At 56.2% G+C, this 18,356-nt stretch carries 15 protein-coding genes; 13 read left to right on the forward strand and 2 right to left on the reverse strand.

Features of this window, described 5'->3' with window-relative positions; all coding sequences use genetic code 11:
* Window positions 1–151 precede the first annotated feature (151 nt).
* Entirely contained in the window at window positions 152–670 is a 519-nt protein-coding gene (locus IPJ96_02655; GenBank protein MBK7909247.1) for a T9SS type A sorting domain-containing protein, read from the reverse strand.
* A 41-nt stretch (window positions 671–711) separates the two neighbouring features.
* On the opposite strand from IPJ96_02655, the gene IPJ96_02660 reads away from it, so the two are divergent.
* From IPJ96_02660 to xseB, 9 genes are all read left to right on the forward strand, one after another.
* Window positions 712–1,698, forward strand: a complete 987-nt coding sequence (locus tag IPJ96_02660) for an aldo/keto reductase (GenBank protein MBK7909248.1) — start codon at window positions 712–714, stop codon at window positions 1,696–1,698.
* A gap of 368 nt (window positions 1,699–2,066) precedes the next feature.
* The gene (locus tag IPJ96_02665) at window positions 2,067–2,891 is read left to right on the forward strand and encodes a histidine kinase (GenBank protein MBK7909249.1); all 825 of its coding nucleotides are present in this window, start codon (window positions 2,067–2,069) and stop codon (window positions 2,889–2,891) included.
* 25 nt (window positions 2,892–2,916) lie between these two features.
* Entirely contained in the window at window positions 2,917–3,681 is a 765-nt protein-coding gene (locus IPJ96_02670; protein ID MBK7909250.1) for a response regulator transcription factor, read from the forward strand.
* A 282-nt stretch (window positions 3,682–3,963) separates the two neighbouring features.
* Window positions 3,964–4,827, forward strand: a complete 864-nt coding sequence (locus IPJ96_02675) for a hypothetical protein (GenBank protein MBK7909251.1) — start codon at window positions 3,964–3,966, stop codon at window positions 4,825–4,827.
* Between the two features lie 2 nt (window positions 4,828–4,829).
* Window positions 4,830–5,516, forward strand: a complete 687-nt coding sequence (locus tag IPJ96_02680; GenBank protein ID MBK7909252.1) for a hypothetical protein — start codon at window positions 4,830–4,832, stop codon at window positions 5,514–5,516.
* Between the two features lie 54 nt (window positions 5,517–5,570).
* Window positions 5,571–8,300 (forward strand): T9SS type A sorting domain-containing protein, encoded by a 2,730-nt coding sequence (locus tag IPJ96_02685; GenBank protein ID MBK7909253.1) that lies wholly within the window; start codon window positions 5,571–5,573, stop codon window positions 8,298–8,300.
* Between the two features lie 184 nt (window positions 8,301–8,484).
* Window positions 8,485–11,625, forward strand: a complete 3,141-nt coding sequence (locus IPJ96_02690; GenBank protein ID MBK7909254.1) for a T9SS type A sorting domain-containing protein — start codon at window positions 8,485–8,487, stop codon at window positions 11,623–11,625.
* Between the two features lie 36 nt (window positions 11,626–11,661).
* A complete protein-coding gene (gene xseA / locus IPJ96_02695; protein MBK7909255.1) occupies window positions 11,662–13,101 on the forward strand; it encodes an exodeoxyribonuclease VII large subunit in 1,440 nt (479 codons plus the stop codon).
* The gene (gene xseB / locus IPJ96_02700) at window positions 13,082–13,297 is read left to right on the forward strand and encodes an exodeoxyribonuclease VII small subunit (protein MBK7909256.1); all 216 of its coding nucleotides are present in this window, start codon (window positions 13,082–13,084) and stop codon (window positions 13,295–13,297) included. The genes xseA and xseB overlap by 20 nt, the downstream gene beginning before the upstream one ends.
* A 117-nt stretch (window positions 13,298–13,414) precedes the next feature.
* Here xseB and ade read toward each other — a convergent pair whose 3' ends face one another.
* Window positions 13,415–15,061 carry an adenine deaminase gene (ade, locus tag IPJ96_02705; GenBank protein MBK7909257.1) on the reverse strand — a complete coding sequence of 549 codons (1,647 nt, stop codon included), beginning with the start codon at window positions 15,059–15,061 and terminating at the stop codon, window positions 13,415–13,417.
* Between the two features lie 140 nt (window positions 15,062–15,201).
* Between ade and IPJ96_02710 the strand changes: the two genes are divergently transcribed.
* The 4 genes from IPJ96_02710 (at window position 15,202) to IPJ96_02725 (ending at window position 18,354) form a co-directional block, all read left to right on the forward strand.
* A complete protein-coding gene (locus IPJ96_02710) occupies window positions 15,202–16,227 on the forward strand; it encodes a T9SS type A sorting domain-containing protein (GenBank protein ID MBK7909258.1) in 1,026 nt (341 codons plus the stop codon).
* 141 nt (window positions 16,228–16,368) lie between these two features.
* Window positions 16,369–16,773: a DUF1801 domain-containing protein gene (locus tag IPJ96_02715; protein MBK7909259.1), complete on the forward strand. Its 405-nt coding sequence runs from the start codon at window positions 16,369–16,371 to the stop codon at window positions 16,771–16,773.
* A 106-nt stretch (window positions 16,774–16,879) separates the two neighbouring features.
* Window positions 16,880–17,353, forward strand: coding sequence for a GNAT family N-acetyltransferase (locus tag IPJ96_02720; protein MBK7909260.1), 474 nt, complete (start codon window positions 16,880–16,882; stop codon window positions 17,351–17,353).
* 77 nt (window positions 17,354–17,430) lie between these two features.
* A complete protein-coding gene (locus IPJ96_02725) occupies window positions 17,431–18,354 on the forward strand; it encodes a carbohydrate kinase family protein (GenBank protein ID MBK7909261.1) in 924 nt (307 codons plus the stop codon).
* Window positions 18,355–18,356 lie beyond the last annotated feature (2 nt).

The following is an 18,356-nucleotide window of genomic DNA, read 5'->3' on the forward strand; positions in this document are numbered from 1 at the left end:
ACGCTGGCGTTTTGGTTGACCAGCAGGTTGCCGGTGCCGTCACGGGCGACTGCCTGATAGTTGAGCGCTTGCGGAGCCTGCGCGATCGAAGCGCCGGCTAAGCATAGAAAGATGGCAGAAAGTACGAGGTTCCTGAACATTGGGTTGGCGATTAATGTTGGATGGTTATCTTTTGAATGGAAGCGGTTGCTTTGCCGGAATGCGTTTGAAAGACGGCATGAACGAAATAGACACCCGAAGCAACGCGCGAAACGTCCTGGCTAATGCGGGATGTTCCACCGGGAATTTCGAGCTCGTCGCCCTGCAGGACGATACGCCCAAGGGCGTCGGTCAGCAACAGCCGCAAGCGTCCGGCTTCGGTGAAGTCCGACAGCAGGTTGATGGCATCGGTCGCCGGGTTCGGGAACGCCGACATGCCGGGACCTTGTGCGGTGACGACCGAGATGCCGGTGCTGAAATCTTCCGGTTGCTGGAATCCCTGAGTCAGGATCGACGAGCCGGCCGAGAAGGTTTCCACCATCGTCAGTTCACCGGTCGTGAACGACAGCATCGCCGTTCCGTTTGCGGAGAATCCGCCGCCGGACGCGATGACGCTGGGAGAAAGTGATTGCGCGTTCGCCTGGACCACCAGCGCGATCATCGCCAACAGGAGTGAGCAATATCTTTTCATGCGAAATGGTTTATTTCAACCAAGATAGATAATATTGATATATGGAATACAGAAAGCTTGGACGGTCAGGTTTACAAGTCAGCGCGTTGTCGCTGGGTTCCTGGCTCACCTTCGGAAAACAGATCGGCGACGAAGTAGCGGAACAGTTGATGCACGCGGCCTACGACGCGGGCGTGAACTTCTTCGACAATGCGGAGATCTACGCGCGCGGACAATCGGAAATCGTGATGGGAAACATCCTGGCGCGTTCCGGCTGGGATCGGAGCTCGTACCTTGTTTCTTCGAAAGCCTATTTCGGAACGGAAGGAGCGAAGTCGAAGCCCAACCAGCGGGGTTTGTCGCGCAAGCATCTCGTCGAAGCCTGCGAAGCGGCGCTCCGGCGACTGCAGGTCGATTACCTGGACCTTTATTTCTGTCATCGTCCCGACAAGCAGACGCCCATCGAAGAAACCGTCTGGACCATGCACCAATTGGTACTGCAAGGGAAGATCCTGTATTGGGGAACTTCGGAATGGGACGCGTCCGAGATCATGGAGGCGATGCTGGTGGCCGAGCGACACCACCTGATCGCGCCGGTGATGGAGCAACCGCAGTATAATTTGCTGACGCGGGGCAAGCTGGAGCGGGAGTATCTGCACCTCTTCCGTTACCATGGTATCGGTACGACCATCTGGTCGCCGCTTGCCTCCGGGGTCTTGTCCGGAAAATACCTCGGCGCCTCCGATGAAGACACCCGTCTTAAGATGAAAGGCCTCGAATGGTTGCGCGAGCAAGTCTTGCGCGAAGAGGTCATGACGAAAGTGAAAGCCTTGAAGTCGCTCGCGGAGGAATGCGAAACCACCCTGCCGTTGTTATCCATCGCCTGGTGCCTGAAGAATCCGCATGTCAGCACGGTGATCCTGGGCGCGTCCCGGCTGAGCCAATTACAGGAGAACCTGGGCGCGCTGGACGTTGTACCCCGACTGACGCAGGAGCGGATGGATCGTATCGATCAGATCTTCCCCAAACCGATTCTTCCGGAGTATTGATCGGAATGAACCGGTCTGAAAAGATGACGGGGAGGTTGGAGCGCCTCCCCGTTATCATGCTTAAAGAGTGGAAAGTTGGAGTTCGTGCTGCAAAAGGGGTAAACTGATCAGGCAACCTTGGGAGTCTGCGAACCATCCGAAGTATACCGGAGCCAATGATACGGGGCTCACAATCAATATTTGCGGCGGTCTATGGACCGGTGCTGCCGGGCTGACGAACGGTCGGGGAGAGCGAACGAACGGCTTGCCTGTATTGCCGGAATCGGGAAGCCGTTGTAATTTCGAAGAGGGACGGGAACAGCCCTCATCCGGAACGTGATGGGGTTGGGCGGTACCGCTGTCCGGCCCGAGTGTTTGAGGATTTCGTTGTGTCTGTTTCTAACCCGCTTCTGCTTTTATCGACGCCTGCCGACACGGTGACCCTTGTCTTCTTATTGTTGGTCCCGGTAGTCGTGATTTTTCTGTTCATGGTATTCGTCATTTACCGGATTCGCCGTGAGCAGCAGGTGCGGCAACGTGAAGCAGAACTGCGGGAACAAACGGCCGAGATGGAGATGAAAGCGCTGCGCGCGCAGGTCAATCCGCACTTCATCTTCAACAGCCTGCAGAGCATCCACCTCTTTATCCAAAAGCACGATCACGAGCATGCCGGGAAGTATCTCCTGAAATTCTCCGGACTCATCCGGCTGGTGCTGGAAAACTCCGAGCACAAAGAGATACCCCTGGCGGAAGAGTTAAAAGCCCTTGAATTGTATATGCAATTGGAACAATTGCGCGTCAGAAACGGCTTCGATTATCATTTCGATATTACTGACGGATTGGATCCTGAAGCCGTGTACGTTCCGCCCTTGTTGTTGCAACCCTTTGTAGAGAACTCCATCTGGCACGGATTGCACCATCGTGCTTCGAAAGGCGCGATATGGCTGCGGTTCGGTAAGCGAGCCGACATGCTGGAGATCGAGCTAAAAGACAATGGAGCAGCGGCTCCGGACAATGTCGATCCCGGGGCACAGCCGATGAATTCGGAAAAGCGTAAATCCATGGGTACATCCATTACCCGGCAGCGTTTGGAACTGCTGAATCGTTCCCGCGCGGCACAGTCGGTGATTCAGCTCGAAGACATCCGCGATGCCGAAGGAACGTATGCCGGGAAACGGGTATTCGTGCGTATCCCGTTGATCGAGGAGGACTAAACAATCTGTTACATGCGATCCTGACATGATGAATAACCGCTACAAGACCATGATCGTCGACGACGAGCCGGCGCAGCTCGAATCGTTGACCGGGATGTTGGGACGATTTCCGTCGTACGAACTTGTTGCGAGCTGCAGCAGCGTTCCGGAAGCCTTGCGCGTATTGGCGGAGCAGCAACCGGACCTGCTCTTGCTTGATGTGATGTTGCCACCGGATACCGGTTTCGACCTGTTGGAGAAATTGCAGGAGCGTTCCTTCGAAGTGATCTTCACCACCTCGCATGCCGATTTCGCCATCCGGGCCTTGCGGGAAGCCGCGGTCGATTACCTCTTGAAGCCGGTCGGCGAGGATGTATTGCGGGACGCGATCTTCCGGTTCGAGCAGCGCTTTCGCGAGAAAGAAAAATCGGATCTGCGGCGGCTGGATATCCTGCTGAACAATCTGCAGCAACTCGACAAAGGGCAGCGAACCCTGGCGTTACCGACCAACTTCGGGTTCCATTGCTTGCGGGTCGATGAGATCCTCCGCTGCGAATCTGACGGCAACTACACGACGGTCTATGCGCTGGAAGGAAAGCCGATTCTCATCTGCCGGACGATGAAAGAGTTCGAGGACCTGCTGGTCGATCATGCGCAATTCTTCCGCATTCACCGGTCGCACATCATCAACATGCGCTTCGTGAAAGACATCCTCAAAAACGACGGTCTGGTGAGAATGCGTGACGGTAAGGAGCTGGAAATTTCGAGACGTCGTCGCGAAGAGTTTTATGACGCCTTTATGCGCCTTTGAATTCCGCCATTCAATCGTCCGGTACGGCCATTGATTGCCAAAATCGAACCGCTTGCTCAGTCGAAGCGGTCACTTCATACGTTTCCACTAGCTTTATCCATGGAGGAGCCTTTTCGGCTTTCATGGGACCTTTTCGGCGCTAACGCGCAGGATCAGTTTATTTTTCGCACGACCTCAACAATTTCGGAAGCGCCAAGCTGCCGGTTGACGAAGTGATGGGTAGTCCGGGACCGGCAGCTCTTCCGATAAACTTGCTCGTGTATCACCAATCCACAACCAACCATGAAAAACAGTATCCTGCGCCTCTCTGTTCTGCTTGCCTTCCTGTATTCCTGCAGCGGCAACACATCTTCCAACTCCACCGAAAGCGGTTCCAGTCCGCAAGCCCTGATGAAATCGTACGCAGGCGCCGCCGCGAACTCCGCGCCCGGTTATGAAACCTGTAACACCTATCCCGGTTCCAATCACCGGATCTGTTACCGGACCCTGCTGCGTCTGACACAGGCGTTCATCCGGAAGTATTCGGAAGACGCCACCTTAAACGGCCTCGGCGGATACCTCGACAAGGAGTCGTTGTTGTCTGCAATGAATGCGGACGCGTCGTACAACGGGATCGTCTTCACCACCGCGTATTACAACGGAACGTTCAAGAATGAATCCTACCTCGCCTACCAGGGCATGAAAGTCGAGGACAGCAAGGAGATCCCCTGCGAATTGCAGAAGACGGACTATTATCCAGTCAGCACCTCGCAATTCATCTATACGGAAACCGATACGACACTTTCGGCTATTTCCGACTTCCTGGCACAGGAACCGGAGCCGATCGAACCCATGACTACTTTCCAGGCAGGCAACAACCTGGAGACCAATGCCGGCACCTTTCTTTCGCACTTTCTCTCGGCGGGATCCGCCGCCAATCAGCGAAGCTGTTTCTTTTTCGGAAAGACGGAACTGGAAGCCTTGTTGAATCAGGAAGGTTGCGTGGGCATGCGGTTCTTGTGGGGCTTTGAAGAGGAAAGGAGCAGTGATAAAGTGCGTATCTTGCTCATCGGGGTGGATGACGAGGGGAACAACCTGCTCGTCAAGCCAGGAACCAGCAGTGATGAGGCGATCTACATGGAACGTGGATGGCCGCCTGCAGATTAAGCATGGATACAGAACATCTGCGTTTCTTCTTCGGACACATGGCCATGGCGATCACCGCCATGGTCTTGCTTTTTTCCATCTTCCGCTACCGGAATTTCAATGTTTTTGATTGGCAAATGTGGGCGTTCCTGTTTTATGGTCTTATAACCGATACCATTGCAAGACTCTCGTTCTCTTTTCCTCCCCGGGCGTATTTCGTGATCAATGTGTTCAACCTGTTCGAGAGCCTGTTTTTTCTGCTCTTTGCCCGACAGTTTGTTCAATCAGAAAAGTTGAAGAAACTACTCGTCATATTAGCGGCCCTTAGCCTATTGGCCTGGACGTGGTTTCAATTCAACCCCATCGATGGGGTCACGATCCACTTGAAGATGCATCCGACTTTTGGCAGCATCTATTGTATCCTGTCAACCTTCCTCTATGCGTATCTGTTGCTGCGACTGATCGAAAGCCGGACCAATGTATTCCGGCAATCCACCTACTGGTACGTGTTGGGTATTTTTTTCTCCAGTTTCACGGCCTACCTGATGCAAGCTTTGATCTCTGACGAAGTGCACAACCGCATTTGGTTTCTGAACGGAATCTTCAATTCACTCACCTCCTTTTTGTTCCTGATTGGCTTCCTACAGGTGGGTCGCGGCAGTCGACAGGCCGTTGGCCAAAATCTGGTTTCGAAAAAAGGGGCGAATTGATAACTTTCAGGGATAATTCCGGTATAAATTCTTTCCCGAACTCCTGTTAACACCATGCCTGTACGTTTCCCGTCGCCTCGAACCCTGTTTTTCCTCGTCTTTTGCCTGTCTTTTACACTGGCTTCGCGTGCCGCTGCCCAGGAGCCTGCGATCCAGGCCAGCAACCTGTCGGTCACGGTCGGCTTGTGTAACCAGCTCGACCTGACCTGGACCAACGGCGACGGCGCGGAGCGGATTGTGATAGCACGTTCCGGCAACGCGGTCAACCAGGCGCCGGCGGATGGTAATCAATACAACGCCTCTTCCGTTTTCGGGAGCGGCGATAACCTGGGCTTGGGCAATTTCGTTGTCTATGCAGGTAGCGGTAATTCGTTTTCCGTTACCGGCCTTACGGGCGGACAAACCTATCATTTCGCTGTTTTCGAATACAACGGTTCCGGTGGAGGCACCGACTACCTGCTCAGTGGCGCACCGACCGGAAGTGAAACCGCCACCGGCGCCAGTGTGAATGTTTCCGCGAACGACCCGACACTTTGTGCCGGACAAAGCGCAACCCTGACAGCCAGCGGCGGACTGAATTATGCCTGGTCGCCTGCGAGTGGACTTTCCGCCACTACCGGTAATCCGGTCACGGCAACGCCTTCTGTCACGACGACTTACACCGTTGTCGGGATCGATATAAACGGATGTCGCGATACAGCTTACCAGGCACTCACGGTATTTCCGCTTCCTACGGTTTCGCTCGGCGCCTTTTCCGCAGTCTGCGCTAACGCTCCCGCATTCACCCTAACCGGCGGCACACCTGCCGGTGGAACGTACAGCGGACTCGGCGTCAGCAGCGGTTCGTTCAATCCCGCCTCGGTTGGAGCCGGCAACTACGCGATCCAGTATACCTACACAGACGGTAATGGTTGTTCAGCTTCGGCTTCGTCGTCCATCACCGTCAATCCCGCTCCGACGGTTACGATCGGCAGCTTCAGTCCCGTATGCGCGAACAGCAGTCCGTTCGCTCTGACCGGCGGCAGTCCCGTCGGCGGAACCTACAGCGGACCGGGCGTAAGCTCCGGCATATTCAACCCCGCCGTTGCCGGCACGGGTAATGCCGTCATCACCTATACCTATACGAACGCCTTCAATTGTGTGGCGTCCGATACTTCTGTGATCGTCGTCAGTGCCGCGCCGACCGTCAGTTTCTCCGCGCTCAGCAGCGTCTGCAGCAACGATGCTGCGTTTACCCTCACCGGCGGTTCGCCCGCGGGAGGAACCTACTCCGGTACCGGCGTAAGTGCGGGATCGTTCGACCCCGCCGCTGCCGGCAACGGGACATTCGTGCTGACGTACAGTTATACGAACGGTTCAGGCTGCTCGGCTTCCGACACCTCGGCGATCACCGTGAATCAATCGCCTACGGTAACGCTGGGTACGTTCAACAATGTATGCGTCAACGCCGCTGCGTTTTCGCTCACCGGCGGCTCTCCCGGCGGTGGTACTTACAGTGGCGCGGGTGTGGTCGGTACGACCTTTCGTCCGTCGCAAGCCGGCGCTGGCGATCACTACATCTATTACACCTACACCAGCGCGCAGGGTTGTTCGGCGACGGACTCCAGTGCCATCACCGTTTATGCATTGCCGGCCGTGACCTTGCCTACTTTCCCCTCAACGTGTCGTAACACGCCGGCTTTCCTGCTGAGCGGCGGCATACCTGCGGGCGGCAGCTACAGCGGTCCGGGCGTATCCTCGAATATCTTCAATCCGAATGTCGCCGGAACGGGTACACACGTGATCATTTACTCGTACACGGACAGCCTGGGATGTTCCGCCTCTACGGCCAATACGATCACCGTGAATACTCCTCCCACGGTTACCTTCGGAACGCTCAACGCCGTTTGCCTGAACGCTGCGCCCTTTACACTGAGCGGAGGAAGTCCTTCCGGCGGTACGTACAACGGACCCGGTGTTTCCTCGAATCAATTCACGGCATCGGTTGCCGGAGCAGGTCTTCAGACGCTTTCCTATACCTATACCGACAGCAACTCCTGTTCGAACTCCGCGAGTGGCAGCATTTTCGTGAACGCGCTGCCGACGGTCACCTTTGCCTCACTGCCGGATCGTTGTGTGAACGCGGGTCCATTGGCGTTGAGCGGAGGAAGTCCGGCCGGTGGCGTCTATAGCGGCACCGCGGTCGGTGGGACGAATTTCTATCCGGGTATTGCCGGCCCCGGCACCTTCACCATTACCTACAGCTATACCGATTCCAACTCCTGCACCGGCAGCGACACATCCGCCATCCTGGTCAACCCGGCTCCGCTGCCGAACCTGGGCGCCGACACGACAGTTTGCGCAGATGGATCCATCACCCTGACCGCCGGCACCACCTTCTCCACCTATGTTTGGTCGAATGGCGCCAACACGCCGTCCATCACGATCGATACGACGGGAAGAGGGATGGGTACCTTTTCATTCCGCCTTACCGTGACCAACAGCTTCGGTTGTGCGGGCCGCGATACCATCGCGGTGACGTTCGATATCTGTAACGGAGTATCAGCACCCGGACAGTTGGATGTGTTGCAGGTTTATCCCAACCCGGCGCAGCAGGAACTCCGCATCAACAGCGCGGAGCGGATCGATGTTCGCTGGTTCGATGAAACCGGTATGCTGGTTCGGACGGATCGGTTATTCGCCGGAACAAATCGGATCGCTCCCGGCCTGCCCGCTGGCATCTACTTTTTGCGCTTTGAGCGTGACGGATTGATGCAAACGATTCGGGTCATCTTACTTCCGTAGCATCGCTTTCCACATTAATTATTCATTAAGTGAGTACTCAAAACGGTATTTAGCCGTCCATTTCGGCTATTCCACCATCATTTTTACGTTGCTCATCCCATTTTCAGGTTTTAAAGGGCTCATTTCAATACTTTTACAACCCGAAACCCTCTGCCTGCGTAATTGTTAAAACGGGTAGCACCTCATGCCTCGTTCAGGTTTCAAACTCGACTTTCAATACGGCTACACCCTGCTTTTTAGCTTGTTGCTCGGCGGGATGACCGCGAGCGCGCAAACCGTATTGCTCGACGACTTCAATCGGGCCAACAATAATACGGTTGGCAATGGCTGGAATGAGACCGAAACCGTTGCAGGTACCGGCGCTACCATCAGTGGCAATAACCTGCGATTAGCCAGTACCACTTCCGGAAAAGACTACGTTTGGCGCGATGTCAGTACCTATTATAATACGGTACTGAACACCAATACCGGAACACTGACCTGGGCGTTCAATCTGCGCCAGTCGCGAACGGATCCTAGCGGATTCGACGCGGGTAATTTCGGAATCGCGTTCGTCCTCGGGGCTTCTTCCAGTAACTTTCTAAGCGGTTCGAGCGGATACGCGGTGGTATTGGGTAACTCCTTGTCCGGCGACAACCTGCGCCTGGTGCGCTTCGCCAGCGGGATGAACACCAACGCCGCCCTAACCAACGTCATCTCACCGGCGATCGATTATGCCAACCAGTACATGGCGGTGCGGGTCACATATAACCCCGTAGGAAACGCCTGGACCCTGGAAGCCGATACCACGAACGCGGGCGTATTCGAGGATCCTGTCAGCGGAGCAACCTACGTTTCGCTCGGTTCCGCATCCGATGCCACCTATACCGGAGTCGATCTGATGTACCTGGGTTGCCTCTGGAATCACAACACCGCAGCGGGGGATGCCGGCCTGTTTGATAACATCTATGTTCCTTCCGCATGCAGTCCCAGTCCGGAGCCCACAACGCAAGCGACCAATGTGACCTTTACGTCGATCGGCGCCGGTGCGATGACCGTCAACTGGACGCGTGGTAACGGAACCTTCGTCATCGTGATCGGTCGACAGGGTGGGGCCGTCACCAGTACGCCAACTGACGGAGCTTCCTATTCCGCCAGCTCCACCTGGGGTTCAGGAACGCTCATGGCCGCGAACGAGTATGTGGTCTATAGCGGATCGGGAACGTCCGTGAATGTAACCGGACTCAATGCATCCACTTCGTATAGCTTCTCTGTTTTCGAATTCAACGGCACCGGTTGTACCACCAACTATCTGTTGACCACACCGGCAACGGGTACGCAATCCACGGCCAGTTGTGTGCTTGCCGCGGAGCCGACGGTCGGGGCTTCGGGCGTGAACACCTCGCATCTGCTTTCCAATTCCGTGCAGTTGAACTGGACGCGCGGCAACGGGACCTACTGTATCGTTGTGTGCCGGGCACTCAGCGCGGTGACGACCCCTCCGATCGACGGCCAGAGTTACACCGCGAATGCCGCGTACGGACTGGGATCAACGACCGCTCCGGGCGAGTACATCGTCTATCAGGGCACCGGTACCAGTGTCGTGGTCACCGGCATCATTCCCAACACCACCTACTATTTCGCCGTGTTCGAGATGAACGGCTCGGGTTGCAACTCGAACTATTACGTCCCCGCGGTGCTCGCTTCCGCCAACGCCACCACGCCGGCGATCGGAACCTACAACTGGTACTACGGTAACATGCATGCGCATTCGGATTATTCCGACGGTGACATGGACAACACCTGCAACGGCGCCGGCAGCGCGACCTGTTGTTACAGCATCGGGCAGACCGCGCTCAACTTCAATTTCATGGGCATCTCGGACCACAATCACAACGAAGGTCCTGTGATGACGCCCGCCAAATACGCCAGCGGCCTCTCGGAAGCCACGGCATATACCGCCGCCAATCCGACCTTCATCGCCTTCTACGGCATGGAGTTCGGTACGATATCTACGGGCGGACACGTCACCATCTACGGCATCAACCAATTGCTGGGTTGGAATACCGGTAATTACAATGTTTATGTAGCGAAAGGTGACTACAACACCGTGTTCAACATGGTGGCTTCGACCCCCGGCGCGTTTACCACGCTGTGTCACCCGAACAATACCGATTTCGGTAACATCCTGGGATCCGCCTACAACGCGACGTATGATAACGCGATCGTCGGTTGTGCGGTTAAGAACGGCCCGTTCTCCTCCACCAACATCACCTATTCGGATCCCGCCCCCGGTAACACCGTTTCCTTTTTCAACCAGATGCTGGCCAAGGGCTATCACCTGGGCCCGACGGTCGATCAGGACAATCACAATTCATCGACGATGGGCAAGTCGAACCAGGGCCGCACGGTGGTACTGGCTACCGCACTCGACAAGACTTCCGTCAATGATGCCATGCTGAACATGCGTTTCTACGCGACGGAAGATTACAACATCCGTGTCACGTATACGGTGAACGGCAACCTGCCGATGGGTACGATCATCACGCAGACGATCAACCCGACCTTCAACGTCAATGTCACAGATCCTGACGGCGAAAGCGTGTCGCAGATCCGCCTGATGTACGGCGTGCCGGGCAGCGGTTCCAACCCCACGGCACTCACCACCGTGAGCAGCGCGAGCTCGCTGACGTACACGCATAGCTTCGGCACCGGTACCTATTACTACTACGCGGAGATCACGCAACCGGATGGTAATGTCACCTGGACCTCGCCCATCTGGTACACCAAGATCCCGCAACCGCTTCCGATCGAATTGCTTTCGTTTACCGGAAAAGTCACCGATCCGGGTAATCGCCTGGAATGGGTAACGGCCACGGAAACCAACAACGACTACTTCTCCCTGGAGCGTAGCCGCGACGGCCTGGAGTTTTCAACGATCGCGCGCGTCGACGGAGCCGGCAATTCGAGCCAGCCCCTGCATTACCAATACCTCGATACCGAGGCCGGTGACGGACTGTGGTACTACCGCTTGCGCCAGAACGACTTTGATGGCAACTTTTCCTACAGCGATCCGGTGGCGTTGCGTCGTGGTAAGTTGAAAGACCGCTTTTCCGTTTATCCCAACCCGACAGCCGGTCGCTTCACCATCGGGCTGACGACGAATACGTACGCCGAGTATGAAGTGAACGTGTTCGACGCGCTCGGTGAAGTGGTGTTCAGCTCATTTGAAACCGCACGTGCCGCGAAGGAAATTTCTCTCGAGCACCTGCCGGCAGGCGTCTATACGCTGCTGTTGCGCTGCGACGGCGAGCAGGCCGCATTTAAGCTGGTGATCGAACGCTGAGTCTTTCCCTTTTCGTTTTGTGTACCTTCGTCGGGCATGTCCGGTCCGAACAATTATTTACGTCTGTCCGACCTCACACGCGAGATCCGCGATGTGGTGCAGCAGCATTTCACCGGTCGCACGTATTGGATCGTAGCGGAAATTTCCGGGCATAAGTACTATCCGAATACCGGCCGCCATTACCTAAGCTTCGTCGAGAAGATCGGAGAAGGCGGAGCGGAGACGGCCAAGATCAAGGCGAAGGCCTGGAGCCAGGGGTCGGATCGCATCCGGGCTTTCGAACAATCGACCGGACAATCGTTCACCGACGGCATCCAGGTGCTGGTGCAGGTTTCCGTGGAGTATCACCTGGTACACGACCTTTCACTTACGATCCTTGATGTGGATCCGACCTTCACCCTGGGGGTGTTGGAGCGTCAGCGGAGAGAAACACTCGATCGGCTGGTACGCGACAATCCCGGCTATGTGGAAAAAGTGGGGGAGGAGTATGTCACCTACAACAAGCGCCTGGCATTGCGACCGGTGGTGCAACGCATCGCGCTGGTCGCTTCACCGAAGTCGGCGGGTTACGAGGATTTTCTGCATACCCTGCACGAGAACGAAGCGGGATATCGTTTCGCGATCGACTACTATTACACCAGCGTGCAGGGCGCGGAGGCGGAGGATGAACTGGTGCGTGCCTTGATCGACGTCTATCAGTCGAAGAAAGCGTACGATGCCGTGGTCATCATCCGGGGCGGAGGCGCGAAGACCGACTTCCTGGTGTTCGACACCTATCGCGTCAGTCAGGCGGTGGCACGGTTCCCGGTTCCGGTGATCACGGGCATCGGGCATCACCAGGATGTGAGCATCACCGACCGGATGGCGCATACACAGACCAAGACTCCGACCCAAGCTGCCGAGTTCATTCTCGCGCGTAACCGCAGTTTCGAGCAGTCGGTGCTGGAGCTGCAAGGCCAGTTGGTCATTCGTGCGCAGCAATTGCTGGCGGACCACCGCGAAGCACTGATCGAAACGCAATCGGGTATTCCTGCCCGTACGCGCGAGTACCTTTCGACCTGCAAGGACCTGTTGAGCGATCAGCGCGAGCAGATCACGGGCCTTGTCCGCGAGCGACTGCTGGGCGAAGAACGGGAGCTGAACGCGCTGGCATCCGGGTTAACCACAACACCACGGCTGCGCATCGCGGCGGAACTCCAGTCGGTGATGTTCCTGAAGGATACGCTGCCATCCATGCTGCGTCGGCGGATCCAGGATGAGGCCGAGCGGCTCGAGCATTTCGCTTCGCTTACACGGCTGGTGAGTCCGGCCAATATCCTGAAACGCGGATATGCCTTGCTGGAGCAGGAGGGGCGGGTTCTTTCCTCGGTCCGGCAGCTCGATCCGGACCGTCCCTTGCTTGTACGCACAGCCGAGGCCGACATCACCACACGCATTGAAACGATAGCATCCCACGATGGAAAAACTGACCTATGAACAGGCGTTTGCCGAGCTGAAAGCGATCGCCGAAGCGATCGAAGACGAGACCGTCGCGGTCGACGTGCTGGCGGAGAAAGTCAAGCGCGCCAGCTACCTCATCAAGTTCTGCCAGGACAAACTGCGCGCCACGGAAAGCGAAGTGAATACGATCATCCGGCAGATGGAGGGGAAGGGTGGCGACCCGAAGGAGTGAATAGTTTTTCCACTGCTCACTCCCACTGTTTCTGTTTCTCACACTAATTTTTAAAAAGAGTGTGTAGTGTGAGAAACAGTGTGAGTGAACAGTGGAAAAACACCCCCCCTAGCTGATTCAATTTCCGTCCGCGCGCTGGTCGCCTGCCAGCGAAAACCGGTCCCCGTCGAACAATCCCAGGTCACTCAGCTTCAAATGCGGTATCACCAGCAGCGCCATGAACGAAAGCGTCATGAAGGGCGCGCGGAGTTGTGAGCCGAGCTCCTTGGCTTTCTTGTCCAGCTCCGCGTAGGCTTCGGCGACTTTGTAGCCGTCCTGGTTACTCATGAGTCCGGCTACGGGCAACGGGAGGACGTGACTTTGCCGGCCGTCGAATACACTTACCCCGCCTTGTACTTCGATCACGGCATTGACAGCGGCTGCGATACTATGGGCGTCAACGCCGACGGCGACGATGTTGTGGCTGTCGTGCGCGACCGAGGAGGCGATTGCGCCGTGCTTGATACCAAAATTTCGGATCCAGCCCAGAGCCGGCGGCGCTTCCCGGTAACGATTGACAACGGTGATCGGGAGCAGGTCGTTGTCGAGGTCGGCAACGGCGAATCCGTTACGAGCCGGGATTGTCACGGACAGTTTGTTCGTGATGAGTTGTCCGTCGAGCGCTTCGATCGCCAGTGTCTGTAAAGGAGTGGAAGTCTTGATCCGAAACTGTTCCGGTTTTTTCGGTGAACACGAGAACTGATTGAGCGTACCTGCCGGAACATGCTGGATCAGGCTGTGGCCGTTCCGGGCGACGAGTTGTCCGTTGATCCAGGTTTCGAGCACATGCAGTGTTTCGGGTGAATCAACGACGATAAAATCCGCGGGATCGCCCGGGCGTAGCAACCCGACGTTCATCTTATAGTGCAGCACAGGGTTGATACAAGCCGCCCGCAACAGCTTGAAGAGCGGAATGCCGTCGCGCAGTCCGCGTCGTACCAACTCGTCGATGTGGTTCAACACGAGTCCGTCGGGGTGTTTGTCGTCGCTGCAGAACATCATGCGTTCCGGATGCTCGTCGACGAGCCGGATCAGCGCTTCGAAGTTGCGCGCCGCGCTGCCTTCGCGGATCTGGATGTTCATCCCATACCCGATCTTTTCCTTCGCTTCGGCATAGGTGAAACATTCGTGGTCGGTGCTGATTCCCGCAGCGATGTAGCGCCGGGCATCCTCACCACGGAGTCCGGGCGCGTGACCGTCGACCGGCTTTCCGAGCCGCTTCGCCGCCGCGATCTTCGCGAGGACTTCAGGGTCGCCGTGCAGCACGCCGGGATAATTCATCATTTCGCTGAGGTAGACGATCTCGGGACGTTCGAGCAGCGCAGTGACGGCAGCGGCGTCGAGTGCAGCGCCGGCCGTCTCAAAGACGGAAGCCGGAACACAACTCGGTGCGCCGAAGTGAAACTTGAACGGTACCGTCTTGCCGTTGTCGATCATGTACTCCACGCCGGCCGCGCCGCATACGTTGGCGATCTCGTGCGGGTCGCTGATGGTAGCGACCGTACCGTGCACCACCGCCAGGCGGGCGAATTCAGACGGTACGAGCATGGAGCTTTCGACGTGTACATGCGCGTCGATGAAGCCGGGTAGGAAGTAAGGCGTACCGGCACGTGCTTCCTTTTCTTCGGTAACCTCTAAAATGCGGCCTTGTCCGACCGTCAGGGTGACGGGCACGAAACGTTGATTCAGAATATCGATGAGGGTGCCGTGGAGCGTATGCGTCATGGGAACGAAAGGTAGGAAAAGGGAAGTGAGGCAGGACTGCAAGGTGGAGGTAGTTTTACGCAGCGGGAGTCAGGTGTAGGTTGCTTTTTGTATTTTAGACGGGACCTAAAGCATCATTTCCACTGAAAGAACTATTCACGATGAAAAAATTTCTATCACTCGCCTTTATCCTGGGATGCTGTTTGTTGCATACCGGAAATTTGTCGGCCCAGCAGCCCTATTGGGGAACCATTTTCGTTGACTCCAACATCGTGAGAACCAACGACCCGACGCTGCATGTGAGCACTACGTATACCGGCCAGGGAAACCGTACCGTCTATGACCGCCGGGCTGCCAATTGGGTCACCATCAATGCGTACCTCTACGATGTAGTCTGGAGCGACGGCCTGACGGCTGAAGCGATCGTCAATCCGGAATTTGGCAGCAGTGCCGCCGGCTTTGTGGAAGCTGACAAATACGGAAGAGTACTCGGGCAGCTGCCGACCGCGCTGCGACAGGATTGTAACGAATTGTGGATACACAAGGGCATGGAAGCGTTTGGAGGCGGGAACAACTCCGTCCTGATTCACACGGATTACTCAACCGTATATGAAGCGGATGGGATTCTTGAAGAGACCCTCATTCACGAATTATCCCATACTTCCCTGGATGCCGCGCACGCGGCATCTTCCGGCTGGATCGCAGCGCAGAATGCCGATGGGAATTTCATCTCCGGTTATGCCGCGCAGAATCCAACGCGCGAAGATGTGGCGGAGTCATTTCTGATGTGGCTGGCGGTTCGTCAATGTAATCTTCGCGTGACCCAGCAGACCGTTGACACGGTGAATTTTTATATCCCGAACCGATTGGCCTACTTCGACAATCAGAATTTCGATACGAACCCGATCTGTGTGAGCATCACCGGTATCGATGAAATGAACGCCGGGGCTGTCAGCCTCTTTCCGAATCCTTTCCAACGTCAACTCCACTTGAAACGCCCGGGAGGATTTGACCGGGCGACGATTACACTTTTCGATAACTGCGGAAAAGCGGTGATGCTGGCCACCAACATGAGTGGGAACGAAGTGGTGCTGAGCCGCAGCGACCTTCCTGCCGGATTCTATGTCGTGCAGGTCCGGGTAGGTGATGAAGCCGTTGTGTCACATAAAGTGCTCATCATCGACTAACAAACTTTGAGTAAGAGGAGGGAAGAGTGAACCGGACAGCTACAGAGGTGATCCTTCGTAGATCGATCGACCGAGCTGCTCCAGGAAGTTGAGTCGAACAAGGATTCGTTTTATCTTGTGTTCGCTGAAAATCCTGTTGATATGGACAAGACGATCACCGCCTACGCCAAACCCTTGAACAAAGCGGAGCGCGAAATCTGCCAGCTACTGGCCACCGAGATCGAACGTCACCTTCCTGAAGCCGAAGGAAAGATCTGGCACCGGCACCCCGTCTGGTTCCTGGACGGTAATCCGGTTGTGGGTTATAGTAAATTGAAAGACTGCATACGGCTTTTATTTTGGAGCGGACAGTCGTTCGACGAACCCGGCCTCGCACCGGAAGGGAGTTTCAAAGCGGCGGAGGCCCGTTATACTGAGCTTAAACAGGTGAAGAAAAAGGACCTGAAGCGCTGGCTGGGTAAGGCAAGGGAGATTCAATGGGATTATAAGAATCTTGTGAAGCGGAGGGGGAGGTTGGTGCGCTTGGGAGAAGGCAGTGAACAGTGAATAGTAAACAGTAAATAGTGAACAGCGAATAGCGAATAGCGAATAGTGTGCGGTTGGTTGCTGGTTTGTGCTCGTGCTTATTGGTAATCGAATTATTTAGCTAATCATGGGTGAGATCAGGTATTTGCAAGTCGGGTTGGAGCAGGTTTCTTGGCTGGTGGATTCGCGTGTTGAGTTTTTGACGGAGTATTGGGGAGCCAAAGGTCAAGAGGAAACGCAGCAGCTGCGGGACGAACTGGAAAATTTCTTTCGGCGTGAACTGCCGGCCGGGACCTTTGTGGCCTGGTTGGCTATGGACGGCGACCAATGGGTGGGCGTTGGCGGCATGAAGCTGGTCGATAAGCCCGGCGGGTTTCGCGCGATGAACGGCCGCAGCGGCTACATCATGAACATGTACACCCGAAGCGCCTGGCGTAAACGGGGAATTGCTACTGCGATCCTTGAGTTGTTGCTCGAACACGGCCGACAGGCGGGCGCGAGTTATTTCGAACTCCATGCCACCACCGATGGTGCTCCGGTGTATGAACGCGCGGGTTTCGTCAGGCATGGCGAACCTACGTACCGGAAGTTTGTGCAGTAAGCGAACCCGCGGAGCCGCCGGTCCTTGGGGATTTCAACAGCCGGCGTTCCCTATTTTACACGATATTTACGGCCGTTATGGCAACCCCGTTCAAGGGTCCGGTCGTCTGTCTTGGGGCATCCCTGGTCGACCTGACCTTCCGCTGCGACCTCGAGCCGGTCCTGCATACCTCGAATCCTTCCCAAATGCACCGGAGCCCGGGCGGCGTGGTGCGCAACATCGCCCATCACCTCGCCTTGCTGGGAACGCCGGTTGAATTGCTCACGGTACTCGGGCGGGATCCGGACGGCTACTGGCTCGAACGACAGTGTCGGGACGCGGGTATCGGTATGGAACACATCGCCTGGGCGGAAGAGACGACCGGAACCTTCGCGTCAGTCGCAACGCCAGCCGGCGATCTCTACATCGGAGCGGTGACATCCGATACTGACAAGCTGATGACCATCGATTTCATGAACGAACGTGCGCAGTTGATCCGTTCCGCTTCGGTGGTGATCGCCGACTGCAACCTGAGCGTCGAAGCGCTTCGCTGGCTTATGGGATTCTGCGCCCAGCACCAGGTTCCGTTGATCGTCGAGACCGTTTCGATTCCCAAAGCGAAACGCCTGCGGGATGCCTTACCCGGAAAACTACTTCTGGTAAAACCGAACCGCGAAGAACTCGCCGTCTTCGAAAAAGACCAACACGTCACCCCGGAGGAAAAGATCGCTCACCTGCATGCATCGGGTTTTCGAAATGTATGGCTGAGTCGTGGCGCAGACGGGTCGCTGTTCTCCGACGGCAGTCGTATGGTACCGATTCCGGCACCGCGTGTACATGTACGCGACGTGAACGGCGCCGGCGATGCTTCGCTGGCAGGCTGGGTGTGGGCCTGGCTCGGGGATAAAGACCCGCTGACTTGTGTTCACTATGGCCATGCCGCGGCAGCCTGCCTGCTCGAAGTGTATGGTGCTGTACGCAGCGACCTTTCACCTGCACTCCTTGAACAACGGCTTCCGTAAAT

Source organism: Bacteroidota bacterium, assembly GCA_016713765.1.
In the GTDB taxonomy this organism is placed as follows: domain Bacteria; phylum Bacteroidota; class Bacteroidia; order AKYH767-A; family 2013-40CM-41-45; genus Pollutiaquabacter; species Pollutiaquabacter aromativorans.

Excerpts from the sequence above, each read along its gene's own strand:
- IPJ96_02685 (MBK7909253.1), top strand. The coding sequence starts at position 5,571 with ATGCCTGTACGTTTCCCGTCGCCTCGAACCCTGTTTTTCCTCGTCTTT.
- IPJ96_02680 (MBK7909252.1), top strand. The coding sequence starts at position 4,830 with ATGGATACAGAACATCTGCGTTTCTTCTTCGGACACATGGCCATGGCG.
- xseB (MBK7909256.1), top strand. The coding sequence starts at position 13,082 with ATGGAAAAACTGACCTATGAACAGGCGTTTGCCGAGCTGAAAGCGATC.
- IPJ96_02670 (MBK7909250.1), top strand. The coding sequence starts at position 2,917 with ATGATGAATAACCGCTACAAGACCATGATCGTCGACGACGAGCCGGCG.
- IPJ96_02725 (MBK7909261.1), top strand. The coding sequence starts at position 17,431 with ATGGCAACCCCGTTCAAGGGTCCGGTCGTCTGTCTTGGGGCATCCCTG.
- ade (MBK7909257.1), bottom strand. The coding sequence starts at position 15,061 with ATGACGCATACGCTCCACGGCACCCTCATCGATATTCTGAATCAACGT.
- IPJ96_02660 (MBK7909248.1), top strand. The coding sequence starts at position 712 with ATGGAATACAGAAAGCTTGGACGGTCAGGTTTACAAGTCAGCGCGTTG.
- IPJ96_02715 (MBK7909259.1), top strand. The coding sequence starts at position 16,369 with ATGGACAAGACGATCACCGCCTACGCCAAACCCTTGAACAAAGCGGAG.
- IPJ96_02710 (MBK7909258.1), top strand. The coding sequence starts at position 15,202 with ATGAAAAAATTTCTATCACTCGCCTTTATCCTGGGATGCTGTTTGTTG.
- IPJ96_02720 (MBK7909260.1), top strand. The coding sequence starts at position 16,880 with ATGGGTGAGATCAGGTATTTGCAAGTCGGGTTGGAGCAGGTTTCTTGG.
- IPJ96_02675 (MBK7909251.1), top strand. The coding sequence starts at position 3,964 with ATGAAAAACAGTATCCTGCGCCTCTCTGTTCTGCTTGCCTTCCTGTAT.
- IPJ96_02690 (MBK7909254.1), top strand. The coding sequence starts at position 8,485 with ATGCCTCGTTCAGGTTTCAAACTCGACTTTCAATACGGCTACACCCTG.
- IPJ96_02655 (MBK7909247.1), bottom strand. The coding sequence starts at position 670 with ATGAAAAGATATTGCTCACTCCTGTTGGCGATGATCGCGCTGGTGGTC.
- xseA (MBK7909255.1), top strand. The coding sequence starts at position 11,662 with ATGTCCGGTCCGAACAATTATTTACGTCTGTCCGACCTCACACGCGAG.